This is a genomic window from Streptomyces shenzhenensis, assembly GCF_021462265.1.
Lineage (GTDB): Bacteria > Actinomycetota > Actinomycetes > Streptomycetales > Streptomycetaceae > Streptomyces > Streptomyces shenzhenensis.
In genome coordinates this window covers 206,805-223,645 of record NZ_JAJONF010000009.1, presented here as the reverse complement: position 1 = coordinate 223,645, position 16,841 = coordinate 206,805, and the positions used below count along the sequence as shown (strand labels likewise).

General features: G+C 70.4%; 11 protein-coding genes, 3 tRNA genes and 2 pseudogenes. 6 read left to right on the top strand and 10 right to left on the bottom strand.

All coding sequences use genetic code 11. From position 1 onward, the window contains the following. Positions 1-87: 87 nt before the first annotated feature. The 4 genes from LQ326_RS15435 to LQ326_RS15420 form a co-directional block, all read right to left on the bottom strand. On the bottom strand, positions 88-2,016 hold the full coding sequence (locus LQ326_RS15435) for an ABC transporter ATP-binding protein (protein ID WP_234536842.1): 1,929 nt from the start codon (positions 2,014-2,016) through the stop codon (positions 88-90). Then, positions 2,016-3,749: an ABC transporter ATP-binding protein gene (locus LQ326_RS15430; RefSeq protein WP_234536840.1), complete on the bottom strand. Its 1,734-nt coding sequence runs from the start codon at positions 3,747-3,749 to the stop codon at positions 2,016-2,018. Before LQ326_RS15430 ends, LQ326_RS15435 begins: the two co-directional genes overlap by 1 nt. Positions 3,750-3,923: 174 nt before the next feature. Further along, complete coding sequence (locus LQ326_RS15425) at positions 3,924-5,378, bottom strand: FGGY family carbohydrate kinase (protein ID WP_234536838.1); 1,455 nt, start codon at positions 5,376-5,378, stop codon at positions 3,924-3,926. Between the two features lie 177 nt (positions 5,379-5,555). Next, the gene (locus LQ326_RS15420) at positions 5,556-5,861 is read right to left on the bottom strand and encodes a YtxH domain-containing protein (protein WP_234536836.1); all 306 of its coding nucleotides are present in this window, start codon (positions 5,859-5,861) and stop codon (positions 5,556-5,558) included. 134 nt (positions 5,862-5,995) lie between these two features. Between LQ326_RS15420 and LQ326_RS15415 the strand changes: the two genes are divergently transcribed. The 3 genes from LQ326_RS15415 to LQ326_RS15405 all read left to right on the top strand — a co-directional run bounded on the left by LQ326_RS15415 (position 5,996) and on the right by LQ326_RS15405 (position 6,401). Beyond that, positions 5,996-6,068, top strand: a tRNA-Asn gene (locus LQ326_RS15415). 5 nt (positions 6,069-6,073) lie between these two features. Continuing rightward, positions 6,074-6,146: transfer RNA gene (locus LQ326_RS15410), tRNA-Asn, on the top strand. A 178-nt stretch (positions 6,147-6,324) separates the two neighbouring features. Next, positions 6,325-6,401 (top strand) — tRNA-Ile (locus LQ326_RS15405). 529 nt (positions 6,402-6,930) lie between these two features. On the opposite strand, the pseudogene LQ326_RS15400 reads toward LQ326_RS15405, so the two are convergent. Continuing rightward, a pseudogene (locus tag LQ326_RS15400) lies at positions 6,931-7,565 on the bottom strand (response regulator). Positions 7,566-8,218: 653 nt separating this feature from the next. After that, positions 8,219-8,908, bottom strand: coding sequence for a hypothetical protein (locus LQ326_RS15395; protein ID WP_234536834.1), 690 nt, complete (start codon positions 8,906-8,908; stop codon positions 8,219-8,221). A gap of 494 nt (positions 8,909-9,402) precedes the next feature. Between LQ326_RS15395 and LQ326_RS15390 the strand changes: the two genes are divergently transcribed. Both LQ326_RS15390 and LQ326_RS15385 read left to right on the top strand, forming a co-directional pair. Beyond that, entirely contained in the window at positions 9,403-10,536 is a 1,134-nt protein-coding gene (locus LQ326_RS15390) for a serine hydrolase domain-containing protein (RefSeq protein WP_234536832.1), read from the top strand. A 334-nt stretch (positions 10,537-10,870) separates the two neighbouring features. Further along, on the top strand, positions 10,871-11,344 hold the full coding sequence (locus tag LQ326_RS15385; protein ID WP_234536830.1) for a hypothetical protein: 474 nt from the start codon (positions 10,871-10,873) through the stop codon (positions 11,342-11,344). 244 nt (positions 11,345-11,588) lie between these two features. On the opposite strand, the gene LQ326_RS15380 is transcribed toward LQ326_RS15385, so the two are convergent. Beyond that, positions 11,589-12,275: a response regulator gene (locus tag LQ326_RS15380; RefSeq protein WP_234536828.1), complete on the bottom strand. Its 687-nt coding sequence runs from the start codon at positions 12,273-12,275 to the stop codon at positions 11,589-11,591. Next, positions 12,272-13,546 (bottom strand): sensor histidine kinase, encoded by a 1,275-nt coding sequence (locus LQ326_RS47885; RefSeq protein ID WP_308401924.1) that lies wholly within the window; start codon positions 13,544-13,546, stop codon positions 12,272-12,274. The genes LQ326_RS15380 and LQ326_RS47885 overlap by 4 nt, the downstream gene beginning before the upstream one ends. Before the next feature lie 131 nt (positions 13,547-13,677). On the opposite strand from LQ326_RS47885, the gene LQ326_RS15370 reads away from it, so the two are divergent. Continuing rightward, positions 13,678-14,244: a class I SAM-dependent methyltransferase gene (locus LQ326_RS15370; RefSeq protein WP_234536827.1), complete on the top strand. Its 567-nt coding sequence runs from the start codon at positions 13,678-13,680 to the stop codon at positions 14,242-14,244. A 294-nt stretch (positions 14,245-14,538) separates the two neighbouring features. Here the strand turns inward: LQ326_RS15370 and LQ326_RS15365 are convergent. Together LQ326_RS15365 and LQ326_RS15360 are read right to left on the bottom strand one after the other, a co-directional pair. After that, positions 14,539-14,643, bottom strand: a pseudogene (locus tag LQ326_RS15365) (transposase); the annotation flags it as partial. A gap of 479 nt (positions 14,644-15,122) precedes the next feature. Further along, on the bottom strand, positions 15,123-16,658 hold the full coding sequence (locus tag LQ326_RS15360; protein WP_234536825.1) for an MFS transporter: 1,536 nt from the start codon (positions 16,656-16,658) through the stop codon (positions 15,123-15,125). Positions 16,659-16,841: the final 183 nt, after the last annotated feature.

Genomic DNA, 16,841 nt, shown 5'->3' with positions numbered 1-16,841 from the left:
AGCGTGGGGGAGGGTGGGCGCGGGCGGCACCCCGCCAACGCGGGCGAGTGAAACCCACCCACCCGCGCCGGCGACGTCGTGCACTGCTCAGTCCACCTCGGCCACCGCCTGGGCGAACTGCGCCTTGTACAGACGCGCGTACGCGCCGTCCGCCGCCAGCAGCTCCGTGTGCGCGCCCTGTTCCACGATCGAGCCGTTCTCCATCACCAGGATGGTGTCGGCGTCGCGGATCGTCGACAGCCGGTGCGCGATCACGAACGACGTGCGCCCGTCGGCCAGTTTGGCCATCGCCTTCTGGATCAGCACCTCGGTGCGGGTGTCGACCGACGACGTCGCCTCGTCGAGGACGAGGATCGTGGGGTCGGACAGGAACGCCCGCGCGATCGTGATGAGCTGTTTCTCGCCCGCGCTGACGCCCGTGCCCTCGTCGTCGATGACGGTGTCGTAGCCGTCGGGCAGGGTCCGGATGAACCGGTCGGCGTGGGCCGCCCGCGCCGCCTCCTCGATCTCGCCCCGGGTGACCTCGCGCGCGGAGCCGTACGCGATGTTCTCCGCGATCGAGCCGCCGAACAGCCAGGTGTCCTGGAGCACCATGCCGATCCCGGCGCGGAGTTCGTCCCGGGACATGCGGGTGATGTCGACGCCGTCGAGGGTGATCCGCCCGCCGGAGACCTCGTAGAACCGCATGAGGAGGTTGACCAGCGTGGTCTTGCCGGCGCCCGTCGGGCCGACGATCGCGACCGTGTGGCCGGGGTCCACCGTCAGGGAGAGGTCCTCGATGAGCGGCTTGTCCGGGTCGTAGCGGAAGGAGACGTGCTCCAGGGCCACCCGCCCGCGCAGTTCGGCGGGCCGCTCGCCCTGCACCGGGTCCGCCCCCTGCTCCTCCGCGTCGAGGAGTTCGAAGATCCGCTCGGCGGAGGCGACACCGGACTGCACCAGGTTGGCCATGGAGGCGACCTGGGTCAGCGGCATCGAGAACTGCCGGGAGTACTGGATGAAGGCCTGGACGTCACCGATGGACAGCGCGCCGGAGGCGACCCGCAGGCCGCCGACCACGGCCACCAGCACGTAGTTCAGGTTCGACACGAACATCATCAGCGGCTGCATCACGCCGCTGTTGAACTGCGCCTTGAACCCGGCCTCGTACAGCGCGTCGTTCTGCTCGGCGAACTGCTGCGCCGACTCGTCCTGACGGCCGAACACCTTCACCAGGGTGTGCCCGGTGTACATCTCCTCGACGTGCGCGTTCAGCTTGCCGGTGGAGCGCCACTGCTGCACGAAGTGCGGCTGCGAGCGCTTGCCGATCCGGGTGGCGACCAGGAAGGACAGCGGCACGGTGACCAGGGCCACCAGCGCCAGGAGCCAGGAGACCCAGAACATCACCGCGAGCACGCCGATGATGGTGAGCACCGAGTTGATGAGCTGGCCCATCGACTGCTGGAGCGTCTGGCCGATGTTGTCGATGTCGTTGGTGGCGCGGGAGAGCACCTCCCCGCGCTGCCGCTTGTCGAAGTAGGAGAGCGGCAGCCGGGACAGCTTCCCCTGGACGTCCTCGCGCAGCCGGTACATCGTGCGGTTGACGGACCGGTTGACGAGCCGGGTCGCCACCGCCATCAGGAGGCCGGCGGCCAGGTACGTGCAGAGGGCGAAGAGCAGGACGTGTCCGACCTGGTCGAAGTCGATGCCCTTGCCCGGCGTGAAGTCGGTGCTCTTCAGCATGTCGGCGACGGTGCCCTGGCCCCGCTCGCGCATGCCCGCCAGCACCTGGTCCTTGGTGGTCCCGGCGGGCATCTGCTTGCCGATGACACCGGCGAAGACCAGGTCGGTGGCCCGGCCGAGGATCTTGGGGCCGATCACGCTGAGGGTGACGCTCGCGACCACGCAGAACAGCAGCGCGTAGATCGTGAACTGTTCGGGTCCGAACCGGGCGAGGAGCCGTTTGCCCGAGTTCTTGAAGTCCATCGAGCGCTGGTCGGGGCCGCCCCCGGCCATCATGCGTCCCATGGGCCCGGCCATCAGGCAGCCTCCGCTTCCGTCAGCTGGGAGAGCACGATCTCCCGGTAGGTGTCGTTGCCGGCCATGAGTTCGTGGTGGCGGCCGGTGCCGACGACGCGTCCCTCGTCGAGGACGACGATCCGGTCGGCGTCTCTGATGGTCGCCACCCGCTGGGCGACGATGACGACGGTCGCCTCGGCTGTCTCCTCGGCGAGCGCGGCGCGCAGGGCGGCGTCGGTCGCGTAGTCGAGGGCGGAGAAGGAGTCGTCGAAGAGGTAGATCTCCGGGCGCTGCACCAGCGTACGGGCGATGGCCAGGCGCTGGCGCTGGCCGCCGGACACGTTCGTACCGCCCTGGGCGATGGGCGCGTTCAGCCCGCCCTCCAGATTGCTGACGAAGCCCTTGGCCTGCGCCACCTCCAGCGCGCGCCAGAGCTCCTCGTCGGTGGCGTCCGGATTGCCGTAGCGCAGGTTGGTCGCCACGGTGCCGGCGAACAGGTACGGCTTCTGCGGGACCAGCCCGACGGTCTTCGCGAGCAGCTTCGGGTCGAGACCCGAGACGTCCTCCCCGTCCACGAGGACAGAGCCGTCCGTGGTGTCGAAGAGGCGCGCCACCAGGCCGAGCAGGGTGGACTTGCCGCTGCCGGTGGAGCCGATCACGGCGGTCACCTCACCGGGCCGGGCCACCAGGTCGACGGCCTTGAGCACCGGCTCCTCGGCCCCCGGATAGCAGAACCCGGCGGCGCGGACCTCCAGATGGCCGTGCCGGCGCAGCTCGGTGACCGGCGCGAGCGGCGGGACGACACTGGAGTCGGTGTCCAGTACCTCCTCGATGCGCTCGGCGCAGACCTCCGCGCGCGGCACCATCATGAACATGAACGTGGCCATCATCACGGACATCACGATCTGCATGAGGTAGGCGAGGAACGCCGTCAGGTCACCGATCGCCATCTGGCCGCTGTCGATGCGGTGGGCACCGAACCACACCACCGCGATCGAGGAGACGTTCACCGTCGTCATGACGATCGGGAACATCAGCGCGAGCATGTTGCCGGTGGCCAGCTGCATCTCGGTCAGGTCCCTGTTGGCCTTCCCGAACCGGCCCTGCTCGTACTCGTCGCGGACGAACGCGCGGATCACCCGGTTGCCGGTGATCTGCTCGCGCAGCACCCGGTTCACGGTGTCGAGCCGCACCTGCATGGCCCGGAACAGCGGGCGCAGCCGCCGCACGATCAGGGTCACCGAGATGCCGAGCACGGGTACGACGGCGACCAGTACCCCGGACAGCGGAACGTCCAGGCCGAGGGCGAGCACGATGCCGCCGACGCACATGATGGGCGCCGACGCCATCAGGGTGAACGCCATCAGGACCAGCATCTGGACCTGCTGTACGTCGTTGGTCGTACGAGTGATGAGCGAGGGTGCTCCGAAGTGACCTACCTCACGCGAGGAGAAGGACTGCACCCGGTCGAAGACCGCGGCACGCACGTCCCGGCCGAGCGCGGACGCGGTCCTGGCGCCGTAGTAGACGGCACCGACGTTGCACACCACCTGTGCGAGCGAGATGCCGATCATCAGGGCGCCGAAGGACAGGATGTAATCCGTGTCACCCTTCACGACGCCGTTGTCGATGATGTGCGCGTTGAGCGTGGGCAGGTAGAGAGTGGCGCACGTCTGCAGGAACTGCAGCAGCACCAGGATGGAGATGGGTTTCCTGTAGGGCCTGAGATAGGTCCGCAGAAGTCGTATGAGCACGCTACGTCTCTCGGAGTCGGCGGTGGGGGCGGGTTCGCTGGCCCCGGAAAGGCGGGGCCGCTTGCCCTAGGCCCCTATCGTCCGACACTCCACCCGCGTTACCTCAACCGATTAACCCGACAGCGGACGCACCCGGACACGCGCGGAGGCACGCGGGCGTGCGTTTCGCGGCGGTTACGCCCTGAACGCCCCTGGATGGGTCTGCTCCCGTACCGAGATGTACTGCTGCCGCACCGCCTGCCCGACCGCCAGCTCGTCCCCGGGCTCCAGCACCTGCGCCGCCGCGCCCTGCCACACCGGCGGGGTACGCGGGTCCAGCGTCCCCTGCGAGACCCCGAGCGCCCAGGCCGCCTGCCGCGCGGCCCCCATCGCCGCGTAGTCCGCCGGCTGCGGTACGACGACCTGCGCGCCGAACAGCATCGGCGCCGCCGCCTGCACGGCCGGCAGCTCCGCGGCCTTCCCCAGCAGGAAGATCCGCCGCACCTCGACACCCCGGCCGCGCAGCACGTCCAGCGCGTCGGCGAGCCCGCACAGCATGCCCTCGAAGGACGCCCGCGCCAGATGCTCGGCCCGCATCGACTCCCGGCGCAGCCCGGACAGCGTCCCGGCGGTGTGCGGCAGGTTCGGCGTCCGCTCGCCTTCCAGGTACGGCAGCATGACCAGCCCGTGGGACCCCGGCGTCGACTTCATCGCCAGGTCGGACAGCGCCTCCAGATCGGACAGCCCGAGCAGTTCCGCGGTGCCGCGCAGGGCCCGTACGGCGTTGAGGGTGGTGACGACCGGCAGGTGCATGCCGGTGGCGTCGGCGAGCGAGGTGATCATTCCGGAGGTGTCGGCGAGCGCCTCCGGGTGCACGGCCATCACCGACCCCGAGGCGCCGAGGGAGACCACGGCGTCCCCGAACCCGAGCCCCAGCCCGAAGGCGGCGGCCATGGTCTCGCCGGTCCCCGCGGAGATCAGCAGCCCCTCCGGGGTCGTACCGGCCGCGTCGGACGGCCCGATCACCTCGGGCAGCATCGTCTGGTGCCCCAGGGCGAGTTCGACGAGGTCGGGCCGGTAGGCGCCGGTGGCGGCGGACCAGTACCCGGTCCCGGAGGCCCCGCCCCGGTCGGTGGTCCTCCTGACCGGGCGCCCGAGCAACTGCCACACCAGCCAGTCGTGGGCCTGCAACAGTACGGCGGTGCGCCGGGCGTTCTCCGGCTCGGTCTTCGCCAGCCAGCGCAGCTTGGTGACGGGGTGCGCGGCCTGCGGCACCGACCCGACCGCCCGTGCCCAGGCCTCCCGCCCGCCGAGCGCGTCGATGAGATCGGCGGCCGAGACCTGGGAGCGCTTGTCGCCGCCGACCATCGCCGGGCGGACGGTGTTGCCCTGGGCGTCCAGCGGAATCAGCGCGTTCTGCTGTGCGGAGACGCCGATGGCCTGCACACCCTCCAGGAGCCCGCCGCCGGCGGCCTCGCCGAGGGAGAGCAGCCAGGCCTGCGGGTCGACGTCACTGGGGCGCGCCGCGCCGTCCGGCGTGTCGACCGGGTGCGGTGCGTATCCCTGGCGGAGCACCGCGCCCGTGTCCGTGTCGCAGACCACGATGCGCGTGAAATCCGGTGAGCTGTCCAACCCGGCGACTATCCCCATGACCGAAATTCTGCCGCACGCTCCGCTGTGGTTCGGCCGACGGGCGCCATTGGGGTGAGGGCCGCCCCGGGCGCGGGGCGTCGGGGCTGGTCGCGCCCACGCGGCGGAGCCGCGAAGCGATACGGCCCCGGGCCCCCCGGGGTCGCGGGTGGGCGTGCCGGAACCGGGAGGCGATCGTCAGGTGTTGCTCGTGCCCCAGTCGTCCTCGGCCGCGCCGTTCGGGCTGCGGTCGCGCAGGGAGCGGACCCGGGCCGTGACCGAGTCGGGCATGCGGTCGCCGACCTTCTCGCTCACCGTGTGGAAGGCCCGGCCGGCGTAGACGCGGCCCTGCTGGGCGGCGGTCTCGGCGGTGTTGCGGACGGCCGGGTTCTGGGCGACCTGGCGGGCCGACTTCTTCAGCTGTTCGTAGCGCTCTCGTCCGGCCCGCGTGCCGAGCACGTAACCGAGAGCGAGCCCGACGACGAACGTGAGCTTGTAGCGCATGGCGGCCACCCTTCCGACGTGGGGGGAAGTACCGATTGGCGGAGCACCCCCCTGCTTGCGCTAATGTATGTGTCGCAGCGAGCGGGCGCCCCCTGGCGAATACCCAGGGAGTTACGTTCGATGCAACGAGGCATTCCTCCGTAGCTCAATTGGCAGAGCAGCCGGCTGTTAACCGGCAGGTTACTGGTTCGAGTCCAGTCGGGGGAGCTCGGTCCTCCGTAGCTCAATTGGCAGAGCAGCCGGCTGTTAACCGGCAGGTTACTGGTTCGAGTCCAGTCGGGGGAGCATGCTGAACGAGGACCCCTGGCGGGGTCCTTTTTCATGTCCGCGGGAACCGCCGGGCCTGCACCGATGTCCTCAAGCTCGGGAACGTCCGCAGAAGCCGACCAGCCGAGGCAGGAGATCGTATGAGCGGCTATGCTGCGGCAGACGGCGCGCACACTTGTACGCGACACGCCGCTATGGGGCGGTAGCTCAGCCGGTTAGAGCAGCGGACTCATAATCCGTCGGCCGTGGGTTCGAGTCCCACCCGCCCCACCAGTGCAGGCTTCTGACCTGCGGAAACGTTCATTTTTTGGTGTCGGAGTGTCAACTTTGGTCGAACGGACTGAATCCGCTGCTCGTGAGTTCGGAGTCTCGCGGCGCTCCGAGGATTCCAAACCCTCTGACCTGCGGTGGAATAGGTGATCGAGGTTGTCGCTCGCAGTCCGGACGACTGCCCTGAGAGTCGATGCCAGGATCCAGGGGCCGTACGGGGGCCGGGATGGCGCGGCCGTGTCCAGGCGACAGCGTCTCCGGGCCGATAGCGCACCTGGTGTTCAGTGGCAGCAGGTGGCTGTCGAGAGAGCGTCTGGCGATGGTCGAGCGGTCGAGGAAACGGCCCGGAACGCGGGTGTAGCGGCCTCTGACGGGGTTCAAGCCCCTTCCCTCTCGGCTCGTGATCGCTCGTTCGTGGTATTCCGGGAGGTCGTGAACGCGATCTTCTGCCAGAACCGGGGGCCGTCAGTGGCGTTGTCTGCCTCATGATCTGCCGGGCTGTTCGGTGGTGTTCTACTACTCCGCGGCAGCCCTATGAGCTCCCGTCGGCGAGGCCGGTGCGGTGGGCGAGGACCACCAATTGCACACGGCCGCGGACCTCCAGTTTGGTCAGGAGGTATCCCACGTGGGTCTTGGCGGTTCCGTGGGTGATGTGCAGGTGCCGGGCGATCTCGGAGTTGGACAGGCCCTCGGCGACCAGGACAAGGACTTCGCGTTCGGTGATGCCTGTCGGCATCGTGGGTGCGGGGGCGGACCGGGCGGCGAACTCCTTGATCAACCGCCTGGTGATGCCTGGGGCGAGCGGTGCGTCCCCGGCGGCGACCACGCGGATGGCGGCGAGCAGATCCACCGGCGGGGCGTCCTTGAGCAGGAAGCCGCTGGCTCCGGCTCGCAGCGCACCGTAGACGTATTCGTCCAGGTCGAAGGTGTGAGCATGAGCACCCGTACGGTGCCTGTGTTCGTGATGAGCTGGCTGGCCTCGATGCCGTCCATGTCGGGCATCCGGACGTCCATGAGGACGACGTCGGGGTGTGTGTCGAGGGCGAGGGCGACGGCTTCGGTGCCGGTGGCCGCCTCGCCGACCACTGCCAGGTCCGGTGCGGTGCCGATGATGCCGCACAAGCCGGCGCGTACCAGGGCGAGGCTGAACGTGCTGGGCAGTATCAGAACGGACTGACGTACGAGGGCGGCCTGGACCGATGCCTTCGCGGTGGCTCGTAGGGCCGATATCCCGTCCCAAGTGTTTGGGGCAACGTCCCGCCGATTGATCGGACGAGCCGGTGGACGTCAGGGACGATGCTCTACCCCGGCACCAGGGGCGGAGCATCGGCGCGTCGGTAAGAGAATCCGCTGTGCGAAGGTTCCCTCCCCTTGGTTGAACCGAGCGGACGAGGACTGCTGCGGTTGTGAGCCCCCTCTCAGAGGTCTGGACATCCCCCCGTCCGCGACCTGCCCGCTGCGCGGACCGCCTCCACTCACGTCAGCACGTGTTTCTTCGCTCAGTACGACGGTGCTCGGCGACCACGGTTCAACCGCCATGTCCACCGAGCATGTCGTCGTGCCTCGCAGAGCTCCGAACTCCTGATCGTTGGGGGAGGAAGGGGACCGTAGAGGGCTGTTCCCGGGCGATCTCGCCGACGTTCGGTCAGGCGGCCGGCGATGGCCTGGTTGCCCCCAGCCGGCATTCGCCTGACGCCGGGCCCCTTGCCGACAGGCATGCGCCGAACCGCCGCACGGTGGCTCGCTCCGGGGAACCGGTCTGGAAGCCGGATATCCCGAGAGCGGGGGAGTGAGAGGCGGGCGAGACCCCGGACCGGGGCTCAGTCGGCGTCGGAGGACGGTTTGCGGAGTGTAATTCTGGCGGCTAGGAGGTGCTGGATCAGTCGTAGTGCCCGCTCGGTGTCCCACAGTCGAGGGGAAGCCAGGGGGCCACTTTCGGCGCACAGTTCGTCCGGGGGGAGAGCGCCTGCGGTGGGCAGGCCACGCAGGACATCGTTCAGGAATGTGCCGAAATGGTCGCCGAGCGGTTCGATGGTCGCCCGGCGCAGTTGCTCCAGCGTCGCCTCGACCGCGGCCAGCCGGGCGAGTACCGCGGCGTTGTCGACCAGTTCACTGGCCGGGGGAGCGAAGTCCATGTACCGCAATATCTGTTCGGCCACCGGCCCGTCGGCCGGTGCGGCCCGCCACTCGTGGGCTTCCATGGTGTCAAAGGCGCGCGCCACGATCTCGGCGACCGCACGGGCGAACGGCCGGGGGTGCAGGGCAAGCGGGCGGCCTGGCCAGTCGCCCGCGTACTCGGCGAACGAGGGGTCGCCCTTGATGTCGCTGTCCACACAGATGTAGTCGATGTCGAGCCTCTCGCGGGCCTCGGAGTGCTCCCACAGCAACTCCACCGGGTGATAGGCGTGTTCGTCCAGGAACGTCCACCATGCCTCTCGGGGGACCGGGGCATCGAGCAGCTCAAGCTGGATCCTGCACCGGTGACACACCACGTCAACGAGTTCCGACATGTCTTCCTCCACCCTTCCCGGCCGGGTCTCCACCCACCATGATCGATCACTTGCACTGACGTCCGTGCAGAGTCGCATCGTCGCCACGCCGACTGGGGCGGCAGACAGGCACATGTGATGTCATCGAGGAACTTGCCGATCAGGCCCAGCGCACGTTCCACGTCGAAGAAGGCCGCGGGCATGATGTCTCCCCGGTCCTTGAGGAAGGCCTCCGGCGCGATGTCGGCCACGGACGCGAGTGCGCCGGAGAATGCCCGCAGCGCCGCCGGGGAGGTCCACACTCGCCGGGGAACACGCGACGGTCGATGATGCGAGGTCGGCAGTTCAGCGCGATCTCCCTAGGGGAACCCCTGATCCCGGCGTCGGGGCGGCCGGACCGTTGTTCCGGGAAACCCCTTCGTCCCCCGGGCGGATTCGTCGTACTGGCGTGGACGGGCACCATCGTCCACGCCAGTACGACGGGGAGCACAGGGAACTTCGAGGGCGGGAGAACGATGACGGGCTCACGATTCGGGGCGTTGGCACTGCTGACGGTGTGCGCGCTGGTTCCCACGGCGGGCAGTGCGGTCGCCGCGCTGCCCGCCGTGGTGCCAGACGGAACCGCGTTGCAGGCGGCGCTGGACCGGGTGACGGCAACCGGCGCGGTCGGCGCGGTCGCCGAGGTCCGGCAGGGTGGCGCCGTATGGCGCGGCAGCAGCGGCAGGTCCAGGCTCGACGGCCGGCAGCCCGCCCCCGTCGACGGCCGCTTCCGCGCCGGAAGCGTCACCAAGACGTTCACCGCCACCGTGGTGCTCCAGTTGGTGGGCGAGGGGCGGCTCCGCCTGTCCGACACCGCCGAGAGGTGGCTCCCCGGCCTCGTCCCCGCCCCCGGAGGCGACCGGATCACGGTGCGGGAACTGCTCCAGCACGCCAGCGGCCTGCCTGAATACACCGACGGACTGCTCGACGGCGACGCCCCTCGCGACCGCTTCCGCACCTGGACACCCGCCGAGCTGGTCCGACGGGCCGTCAAGGACGGCGATCAGAACCGCCCTCTGCTGTTCCCGCCGGGCGCCGATCACCACTACTCCAACACGGACTACATCGTGCTCGGCATGATCGTCGAAAAGGTCACCGGCCGTTCGTACCGCACCGAAATCGACCGGCGCATCATCCGACCCCTCGGACTCCGGGACACCCGTCTGCCGGGCTCCTCTCCCTTCATCACCGGGCCCCATTCCCACGGCTACGAACCGGTGGAGAAAGGGGACGGGACACTCGTCCCGGTCGACTACACCACCGTCAACATGTCCATCGCCGACGCTGCCGGCGAGATCATCTCCACCACCGCCGACCTCGACCACTTCTTCCGCGTCCTGCTCAGCGGCGGCCTCCTGCGCCCGGCCGAACTGCGCGAGATGACCACCGACACCAGCGGCGCCGGCTGGGGCCTCGGCCTGGAGATGGCCACGCTCCCCTGCGGCACCATCGTGGGCCACGGCGGCGGCACTCCCGGCTACCGCACCATCTCCTTCCACACACTCGACGGCACCCGCCAAGTCACCGTGGACTGGACCGACTGGGGCACCGACGCAGACGCCAGCCCCGCGGCCCTCGCCCTGATGACCGCCGCCCTCTGCCCCTCGTAGCCGCCAACGGCCAAACATCCCGCACTCCGCAACGAGGTGGCAGCTGGGAACGGTGGAGCCCGTCTTCGAGGAGAACACCCGCTACGCCACAGTGCCCTGACACACGGCGCCGAGGACGGCACGGCCACGCCGATGCTGCCGGCCCGCTCCCGCCACACCTCTGCCCGCTCTCTGGAACGGTATGCGCGGCCCGGCGTCGCCCTGTCGCCCGGCACGTCGCCGAACGCGACGCTGCCGGTCGTCGGCGCAGGTGAACCCGAGCGCATAGGGCCTCGGGCTCATCCCGTTACTCCTTTGGCGCGGATCTCGGTCCCACCCCGCTCAAGCTGCGGGCGTGGATTACAGCGAACTTGAGGCGGACATTCTCCGGCTGATCGTCGGAGCCACCGAGGGCAGTGTCCGTGCCTTCGGAGAGGAGACGGTCACCCGTCTGGTGCGGCCGGAGCTGCTGCGTGGTGCGGCCGAGGACGAACTCACGGAGGAGGCCCGGGCGGCACTGACCACCGCGTGCGCGAACGTCCTGACGATCAGCGCCGCCGAGCTGGACGACGAGCTTGCGACGATCTATGACGGCATCCTGGTCGACGACGATCTGGAGCCCGGAGTCCTCACCGTCATCAGCGCGTTGGCGCACTGGAAGAGCTACCTGGAGCAGAACCGGCGCGGCGAGCTCTACGAACTTGCCATCCGTTCCATCGAGGACATCGACCACGAGGTGTCCGCGGATCTCGACGACTTCCTCACCACACCGGAGATGGTGGCCGAGTACGAGCGCATCCGGCGGCTGCTGGCCCCAGGCGCGAAGTAGGGGCGCCGGACCCGGTGCGGCTGGTCCCGGAAACCAATCCGCCATCATCCTCCGCATCCTCACACCATGATGTAGCACCGCTCAAGCGTGTCCGTCGGCGCCCGGCGGAAGTCGACAGCGTACGGACGGTTCGGTACCGCCACCGAAGTTCGCCGCCATGGCCCCCTCGCAGTGGCCGCCGGTCGACGAACAGCTCCGGCCGTTCGCGAGCCCCGGTCTCCCTCGCGGGCGGTCTGCCGGGCAGTCAGCCCCCGGCCCGTATCAGCCCGCTCTCGTAGGCGAAGATCACTGCGTGGATACGGTCGCGGAGGCCGAGTTTGGTCAGGATCCGGCCGAGGTGGGTCTTGACGGTCGTCTCCCCGACGAAGAGGCGGTCGGCGATCTCGCCGTTGGCCAGTCCCCGGGCGACCAGGGCGAGGACTTCCCGTTCCCGGTCGGTGAGCGCGGCCAGGCGGCTGCGCTGGGCGGGCGCGGGCGCGGGGGCGTTCAGGACGAAGCGTTCGACGAGGCGCCGGGTGAGCGAGGGCGCCACCATGACCTCGCCCCGCAGTACCGCCCGGACGGTCACCAGGATCTCCTCGGCGGGGGCGTCCTTGACGAGGAAGCCGTTCGCGCCGGCGCGCAGGGCCGCGTAGGCGTACTCGTCGAGGTCGAAGGTGGTGACGACGAGGATCCGGGGCCCGTGGGGCTGTGCGCAGAGGTGTCCGGTCGCGGCGAGCCCGTCCCGACCGGGCATGCGTACGTCCATCAGGACGAGGTCCGGCTCCAGGGCGGCCACGCCCGCGATCGCCGCGTCGCCGTCGGCGGCCTCGCCCACCACGGTGAGATCGGGCTGGCTGTCGATGACCATGCGCAGCCCCATCCGGATCAGCTCCTGGTCGTCGCAGATCAGCACCCGGGACGGCGACGGGGTGGGAGTCGGGCCGGTCATGGCATCGCCGTGCTGGGCTCGGGCTCGGTGGGGCGCAGGGTGGCGGCGACCTGGTAGCCGCCGTCGGGTGTGGGTCCGGCGTCGACGCTCCCGCCGTACAGGGCGGTGCGTTCGCGCATGCCGGTGAGTCCGCGACCGGAGGACAGCAGCGGGGTGGGGTGCTCTGGGGTGGCTCGCCCTCCGGCTCCGGCCGAGTTCTTCACCCAGACGCGCACCAGCCGTCCGGGCCCCTCCGTACCGGAGTCGACCCGTACATGGACGGTGGTGTCCGGCGGCGCGTGCTTGACGACGTTGGTGAGCGCCTCCTGCACGATGCGGTACGTCTGCACGGTGAGATCCGCCGCAAGGCCGTCTGGCTCTCCGCGAAGGTCCAACTGGGCGCGCGTGCCGTTCGTGTTGAGGCGCCCGACCAGCCGCCGCAGATCGGCCGAGAGAGACTCGCCGACCCCACCGTTGCCGGGTCCGCGTCCGGGGTCGCCGGACGAGGCGTCCGCGTCGGGGGTGCGCAGTACCTCCAGCAGCCGACGCAGTTCGTCCAGGGCCTCGCGGCCGGTGGCGCTGATGACACCGAAAGTGCGGTCGACGACCGTGGGGTCGGCGTGCCGCATCAGCCTGCCGCCCTCGGCGTTTAGCACCATCACGCTCACGCTGTGTGCGAGGACGTCGTGGATCTCGCGGGCGATGCGCGCCCGCTCCTCGGCGACGGCGACCCGGGCCAGGGCAATGCGTTCCGACTCGGCGAGCGCGACCCGCCGCTCGAACTCGGCGATACAGGCGCGCCGGGCACGGACGTACTCGCCGAACACCCAGGCCCCGGCCAGCAGGAGCCCCACGGCGAGCGGGGTGAGCCAGGCACCACGGGCACCTGGGCCCCCGTAGTCCCGCTGCCAGGCGGGAATCCACAGCACAACGCAGCCGGCGGCACAGATCACCGTCGCCGCGGCGGCCCGGCGCAGGCCGCGCACCGTGAGGGTGGCCAGGACCGCGGCCAGGGCGACGGCGCCGCGTCCCGGTTCCTGTCCCCACACCCGCCCGAGAAACTGCACCCAGAACCCGGCCGTCACCAGGGCCGCGACGAGGACCGGCCGGCGACGGCGCCACAGCAGGGGCAGCACCAGGGCGGCGTACAGGACCGCCTGCGCCCAGACCGGCCGCCAGCCCGGCTGCGGGCGAATCACCGGGGGCACGGCCACCAGCACGACCAGCAGGACGTCCGTCAGCCACGGATGTTCGCGCCGCAAGCGGGGCAGGGTCTCGATCAGCCGATGCACCGCCTCACGCTACGGTCGGGCCCCGCTCCCCCACATCGTCCTGACGGGCGTCGCGGGGTCCTCCCCCGGTCGTACCCGCACCGGCCGGGGATACGACGTGCGGCCACCCGGCGCGCTTCCAGCATGGCGGCATGTCGATCACCACCGAGTTCCTCAGACGGCCCCTCATGACCGGCGCCGTAGCGGCCAGTTCACGACGGCTGGGGCACGTGATGACCGAGGGCATCGGCCTGGAGCGGGCCCGGCTCGTTGTCGAACTCGGCCCGGGGACCGGGGTGTTCACCGACGCGATCCTCGCCCGGCTGGCGCCCGACGCACGACTCGTCGCCGTCGAGCTCAACCCGGTGCTCGCCTCCCGGCTGTCGGCCACCCGGCGCGACACCCGGCTGACTGTCGTCCAGGGCACGGCCGCCGGGCTGGCCGCCGCGGTGGGCGAACCGGTCGACGCGGTGGTCTCCGGGCTGCCGTGGACGGTCATGCCGCAGAACCAGCGCGGGTACATCCTGGACGCCGTGACCGAAGTCCTCACGCCCGGCGGCCGGTTCACCACCTTCGCCTACCTGCACGCGGCCTGGACCCCGCCCGCCCGTCACTTCGCCGCCGAACTGGCCTGCCGTTTCGACCGGTTGGAACGCTCGAAGACGGTGTGGGTGAACCTCCCGCCCGCTTTCGTGCACCGGGCCACCCAGAGGCCATGACCGCGAGCGGACCCGCGAGTGCGAGGACCACGACCGGGAAGACCAGCGCCGGAGGGGACGAGACCATCCGCGCGGGGACACGCGCCGCGGCCCAGGTCGACACGGTCATCGGCTCCGCACTGCACCAGGCCGTCGGCCGTGGGTTCGAGTCCCGCCAGCCCCACCTTTCACGTGGCTTGACCTGCGGAAACGTTCCTGGATCGTCTTCTCTTTCGCCTGCTGCGGGGGCATGGGGCTGCCACCCGTGGCACGGCTGGTCGAGTACTGGGCATGCAGCGGAGGCGGCGCAGTTGCGTTCTGCTCCGCCAGGGCCGCGCCGACCAGGCGGATCAGGGCGGCGCGGGCGTGGAAGATCCTGACCGTGTCGGTACGGCGGCGGATTTCCTTGTTCAGCCGCTCCGCGGCGCCGGCGTTCCCACCCGGCGGGGTGGGGCCGAAAGACCGACCCCGGAGCCGGCCGCCGCCGTCTCCGCGCCCGTCGAGGCTGTTTCCCGCCCGTCCTGCTCTCGCTGCTGCCGCATGGACACATCCCGAAGCGGAACCGTTCGGCGGTCCTCGCCGCCCCCGACTCCAGCACCGTCGACCGGCTCGCCGAGCGGATCACCCGCCGGCGGACGGCGTACGGCTCCGAGCCCGAGCTGTACGGCGGGGAGCCGCGTTCCCCGATCGGCATCACCCTGGAGCTGAGATCGGCCCTGTCCCGTGCTACCGGGTCCCGTCCTGCGAAGACGGTTTCCTGGTCGACACCCAGCGAGCCGTGCCGGGCGTGCGCCGAGCAGCGTGTGCAGCGCAAGGCTGACCGTCCGCCAGGCGGTCCCCGCGCAAGGCCGCGGGCGGCCACCGCGCGGGCCGAGCACGTCGAATGATCCGGACGGCTCCTACCGTGCGGTCCCGGTCCGGCGGGGCATGAGCAGGTACGCCGCCACAGCCAGGGCGAGCGGCAGGAGGCTCACGACCAGCATGGTGAGCCGCAGGCCGTTGGTGAAGTCCAGCCCGAGGTCCAGTCCGGACTGCCGGAGCAGGTTCGGGTCGTATCCGGCGGTGCCCGGACTGTGCGCCATCGCGCTTCGCGTCGCGTCCACGGCCTGATCGGCCTCGGACACCGACATACCGCGCGCGTCGGCGTCGTTGAGCCACTGCCGCCGGAAAAAGAGGTTGAGAAGCAGGAGGTAGACGGCGGGGCCGAGCGCGTAGCCGGTCATTCCGAACGCCGGCTGGACGGCGGCCACGGCGCCGGACTTTCCGGGCGGGGCGTGCGAAAGGACGGTCTCGGCCACCGCGGCGGAGGTCACCAGCGAGCCGAGGTTGGTGAGCCAGGTGGCCAGTACGACGATCCACAGCGCCATCGTGGGCGTAGCGGTGGCCGCCATCAGCAGCCCGCCCGCGACCATCACCAGCAGGCCGGTGATGAGGACAGGCCGGGGGGTGTACTTCCCGATCAGGCGCCCGGCGAGGATGACGGCGCCGGCGATCACCAGTGTGCCGGGCAGGAACAGCAGGCCGATCGTGCGCGGGGGCAGGGAGAGGATCACACTGCCGAACTGCCCGAGGGTGAAACTGAACCCCGCGACGAGGAAGTTGAGCGTCAGGCTGGCCAGCGCGGCCACGGCGAACGGACCGCTGCGGAACAGCGACAGGTCCAGGACCGGTTCCGGTGTCCGGCGTTCACGGAGCACTAACAGCACGCCGGCGACCGCACTGATCACCAGCGGCAGCCAGGCCTGGAACTGGGAGATCCCGTTCTCCCCCTCGGCGACGCCGTGGACGAGGGTCAGCAGCGTGACGCCGACCAGGCTGACGCCGACCACGTCGACTCCGCGGCGCTTCAGGACGGGGGGCTCGGTGACGTACCGGGCCGTCAGCCCGAGCGCGATCAGCGACAGCAGGGGGGCGAGCAGGAACAGCCACCGCCAGCCGACGGCCTCCACCACCCAGCCCCCGATCGCGGGGGTCACCCCGCACAGCACCATGTCGATGGCCATGAAGATGCCGATGGCCGCCGGTCGTCTCTCCGGCGGCACCGACACCTTGAGCAAGGCCATCGACACGCCTAGTACCGCGGCCAGCGCCAGGCCGTCGAGGAGACGCATCACCAGCAGGAACGTGTAGCCGGGGGAGATCGCGGAGAGCAGGTTGACGACGATGTCGCCGACCAGCCCCAGCATCAGCAGCCGCTTGAGCCCGAAGGTGTCCCCGAGACTGCCCACGGCGAGCACGCCGGCGGCCACGATCAGCGTCGCCGCGCCTCCCAGGAACCCGACGGCTTCGGGCGGCACGTGGAGCGCCCGGCTGACCTGCGGCATGTTCAGGCTGAGGACCAGCGGGTCGATGGCCGTGATCGTGAAAGCGAGGGCGAGCCCTGAGATGATCGGGAGGATCGCGACAATGGATCGCGGCTCCGCAGTCGACGACACAGCAGCACCTCCCGTACGTCGGTCGGCGCCGACCGCTCGCCGACCGACCGTACCGGGCCACCGCTTCCAGCCCGTCCCCCCCCGGGCCGACGCACGCGGCTCGACACCTGGTCGGACCAGGAGGGTCAGTCGTACGTGACCAGGAGCGCCGGCCCGCGCATGCGAAGGAGCTGTGACCGTCCG

Coding starts and splice junctions, on each gene's coding strand:
- LQ326_RS15435 (WP_234536842.1), bottom strand. CDS start 2,016: ATGGCCGGGCCCATGGGACGCATGATGGCCGGGGGCGGCCCCGACCAG.
- LQ326_RS15380 (WP_234536828.1), bottom strand. CDS start 12,275: ATGACCGGCCCGACTCCCACCCCGTCGCCGTCCCGGGTGCTGATCTGC.
- LQ326_RS15370 (WP_234536827.1), top strand. CDS start 13,678: ATGTCGATCACCACCGAGTTCCTCAGACGGCCCCTCATGACCGGCGCC.
- LQ326_RS15420 (WP_234536836.1), bottom strand. CDS start 5,861: ATGCGCTACAAGCTCACGTTCGTCGTCGGGCTCGCTCTCGGTTACGTG.
- LQ326_RS15395 (WP_234536834.1), bottom strand. CDS start 8,908: ATGTCGGAACTCGTTGACGTGGTGTGTCACCGGTGCAGGATCCAGCTT.
- LQ326_RS15425 (WP_234536838.1), bottom strand. CDS start 5,378: ATGGGGATAGTCGCCGGGTTGGACAGCTCACCGGATTTCACGCGCATC.
- LQ326_RS15390 (WP_234536832.1), top strand. CDS start 9,403: ATGACGGGCTCACGATTCGGGGCGTTGGCACTGCTGACGGTGTGCGCG.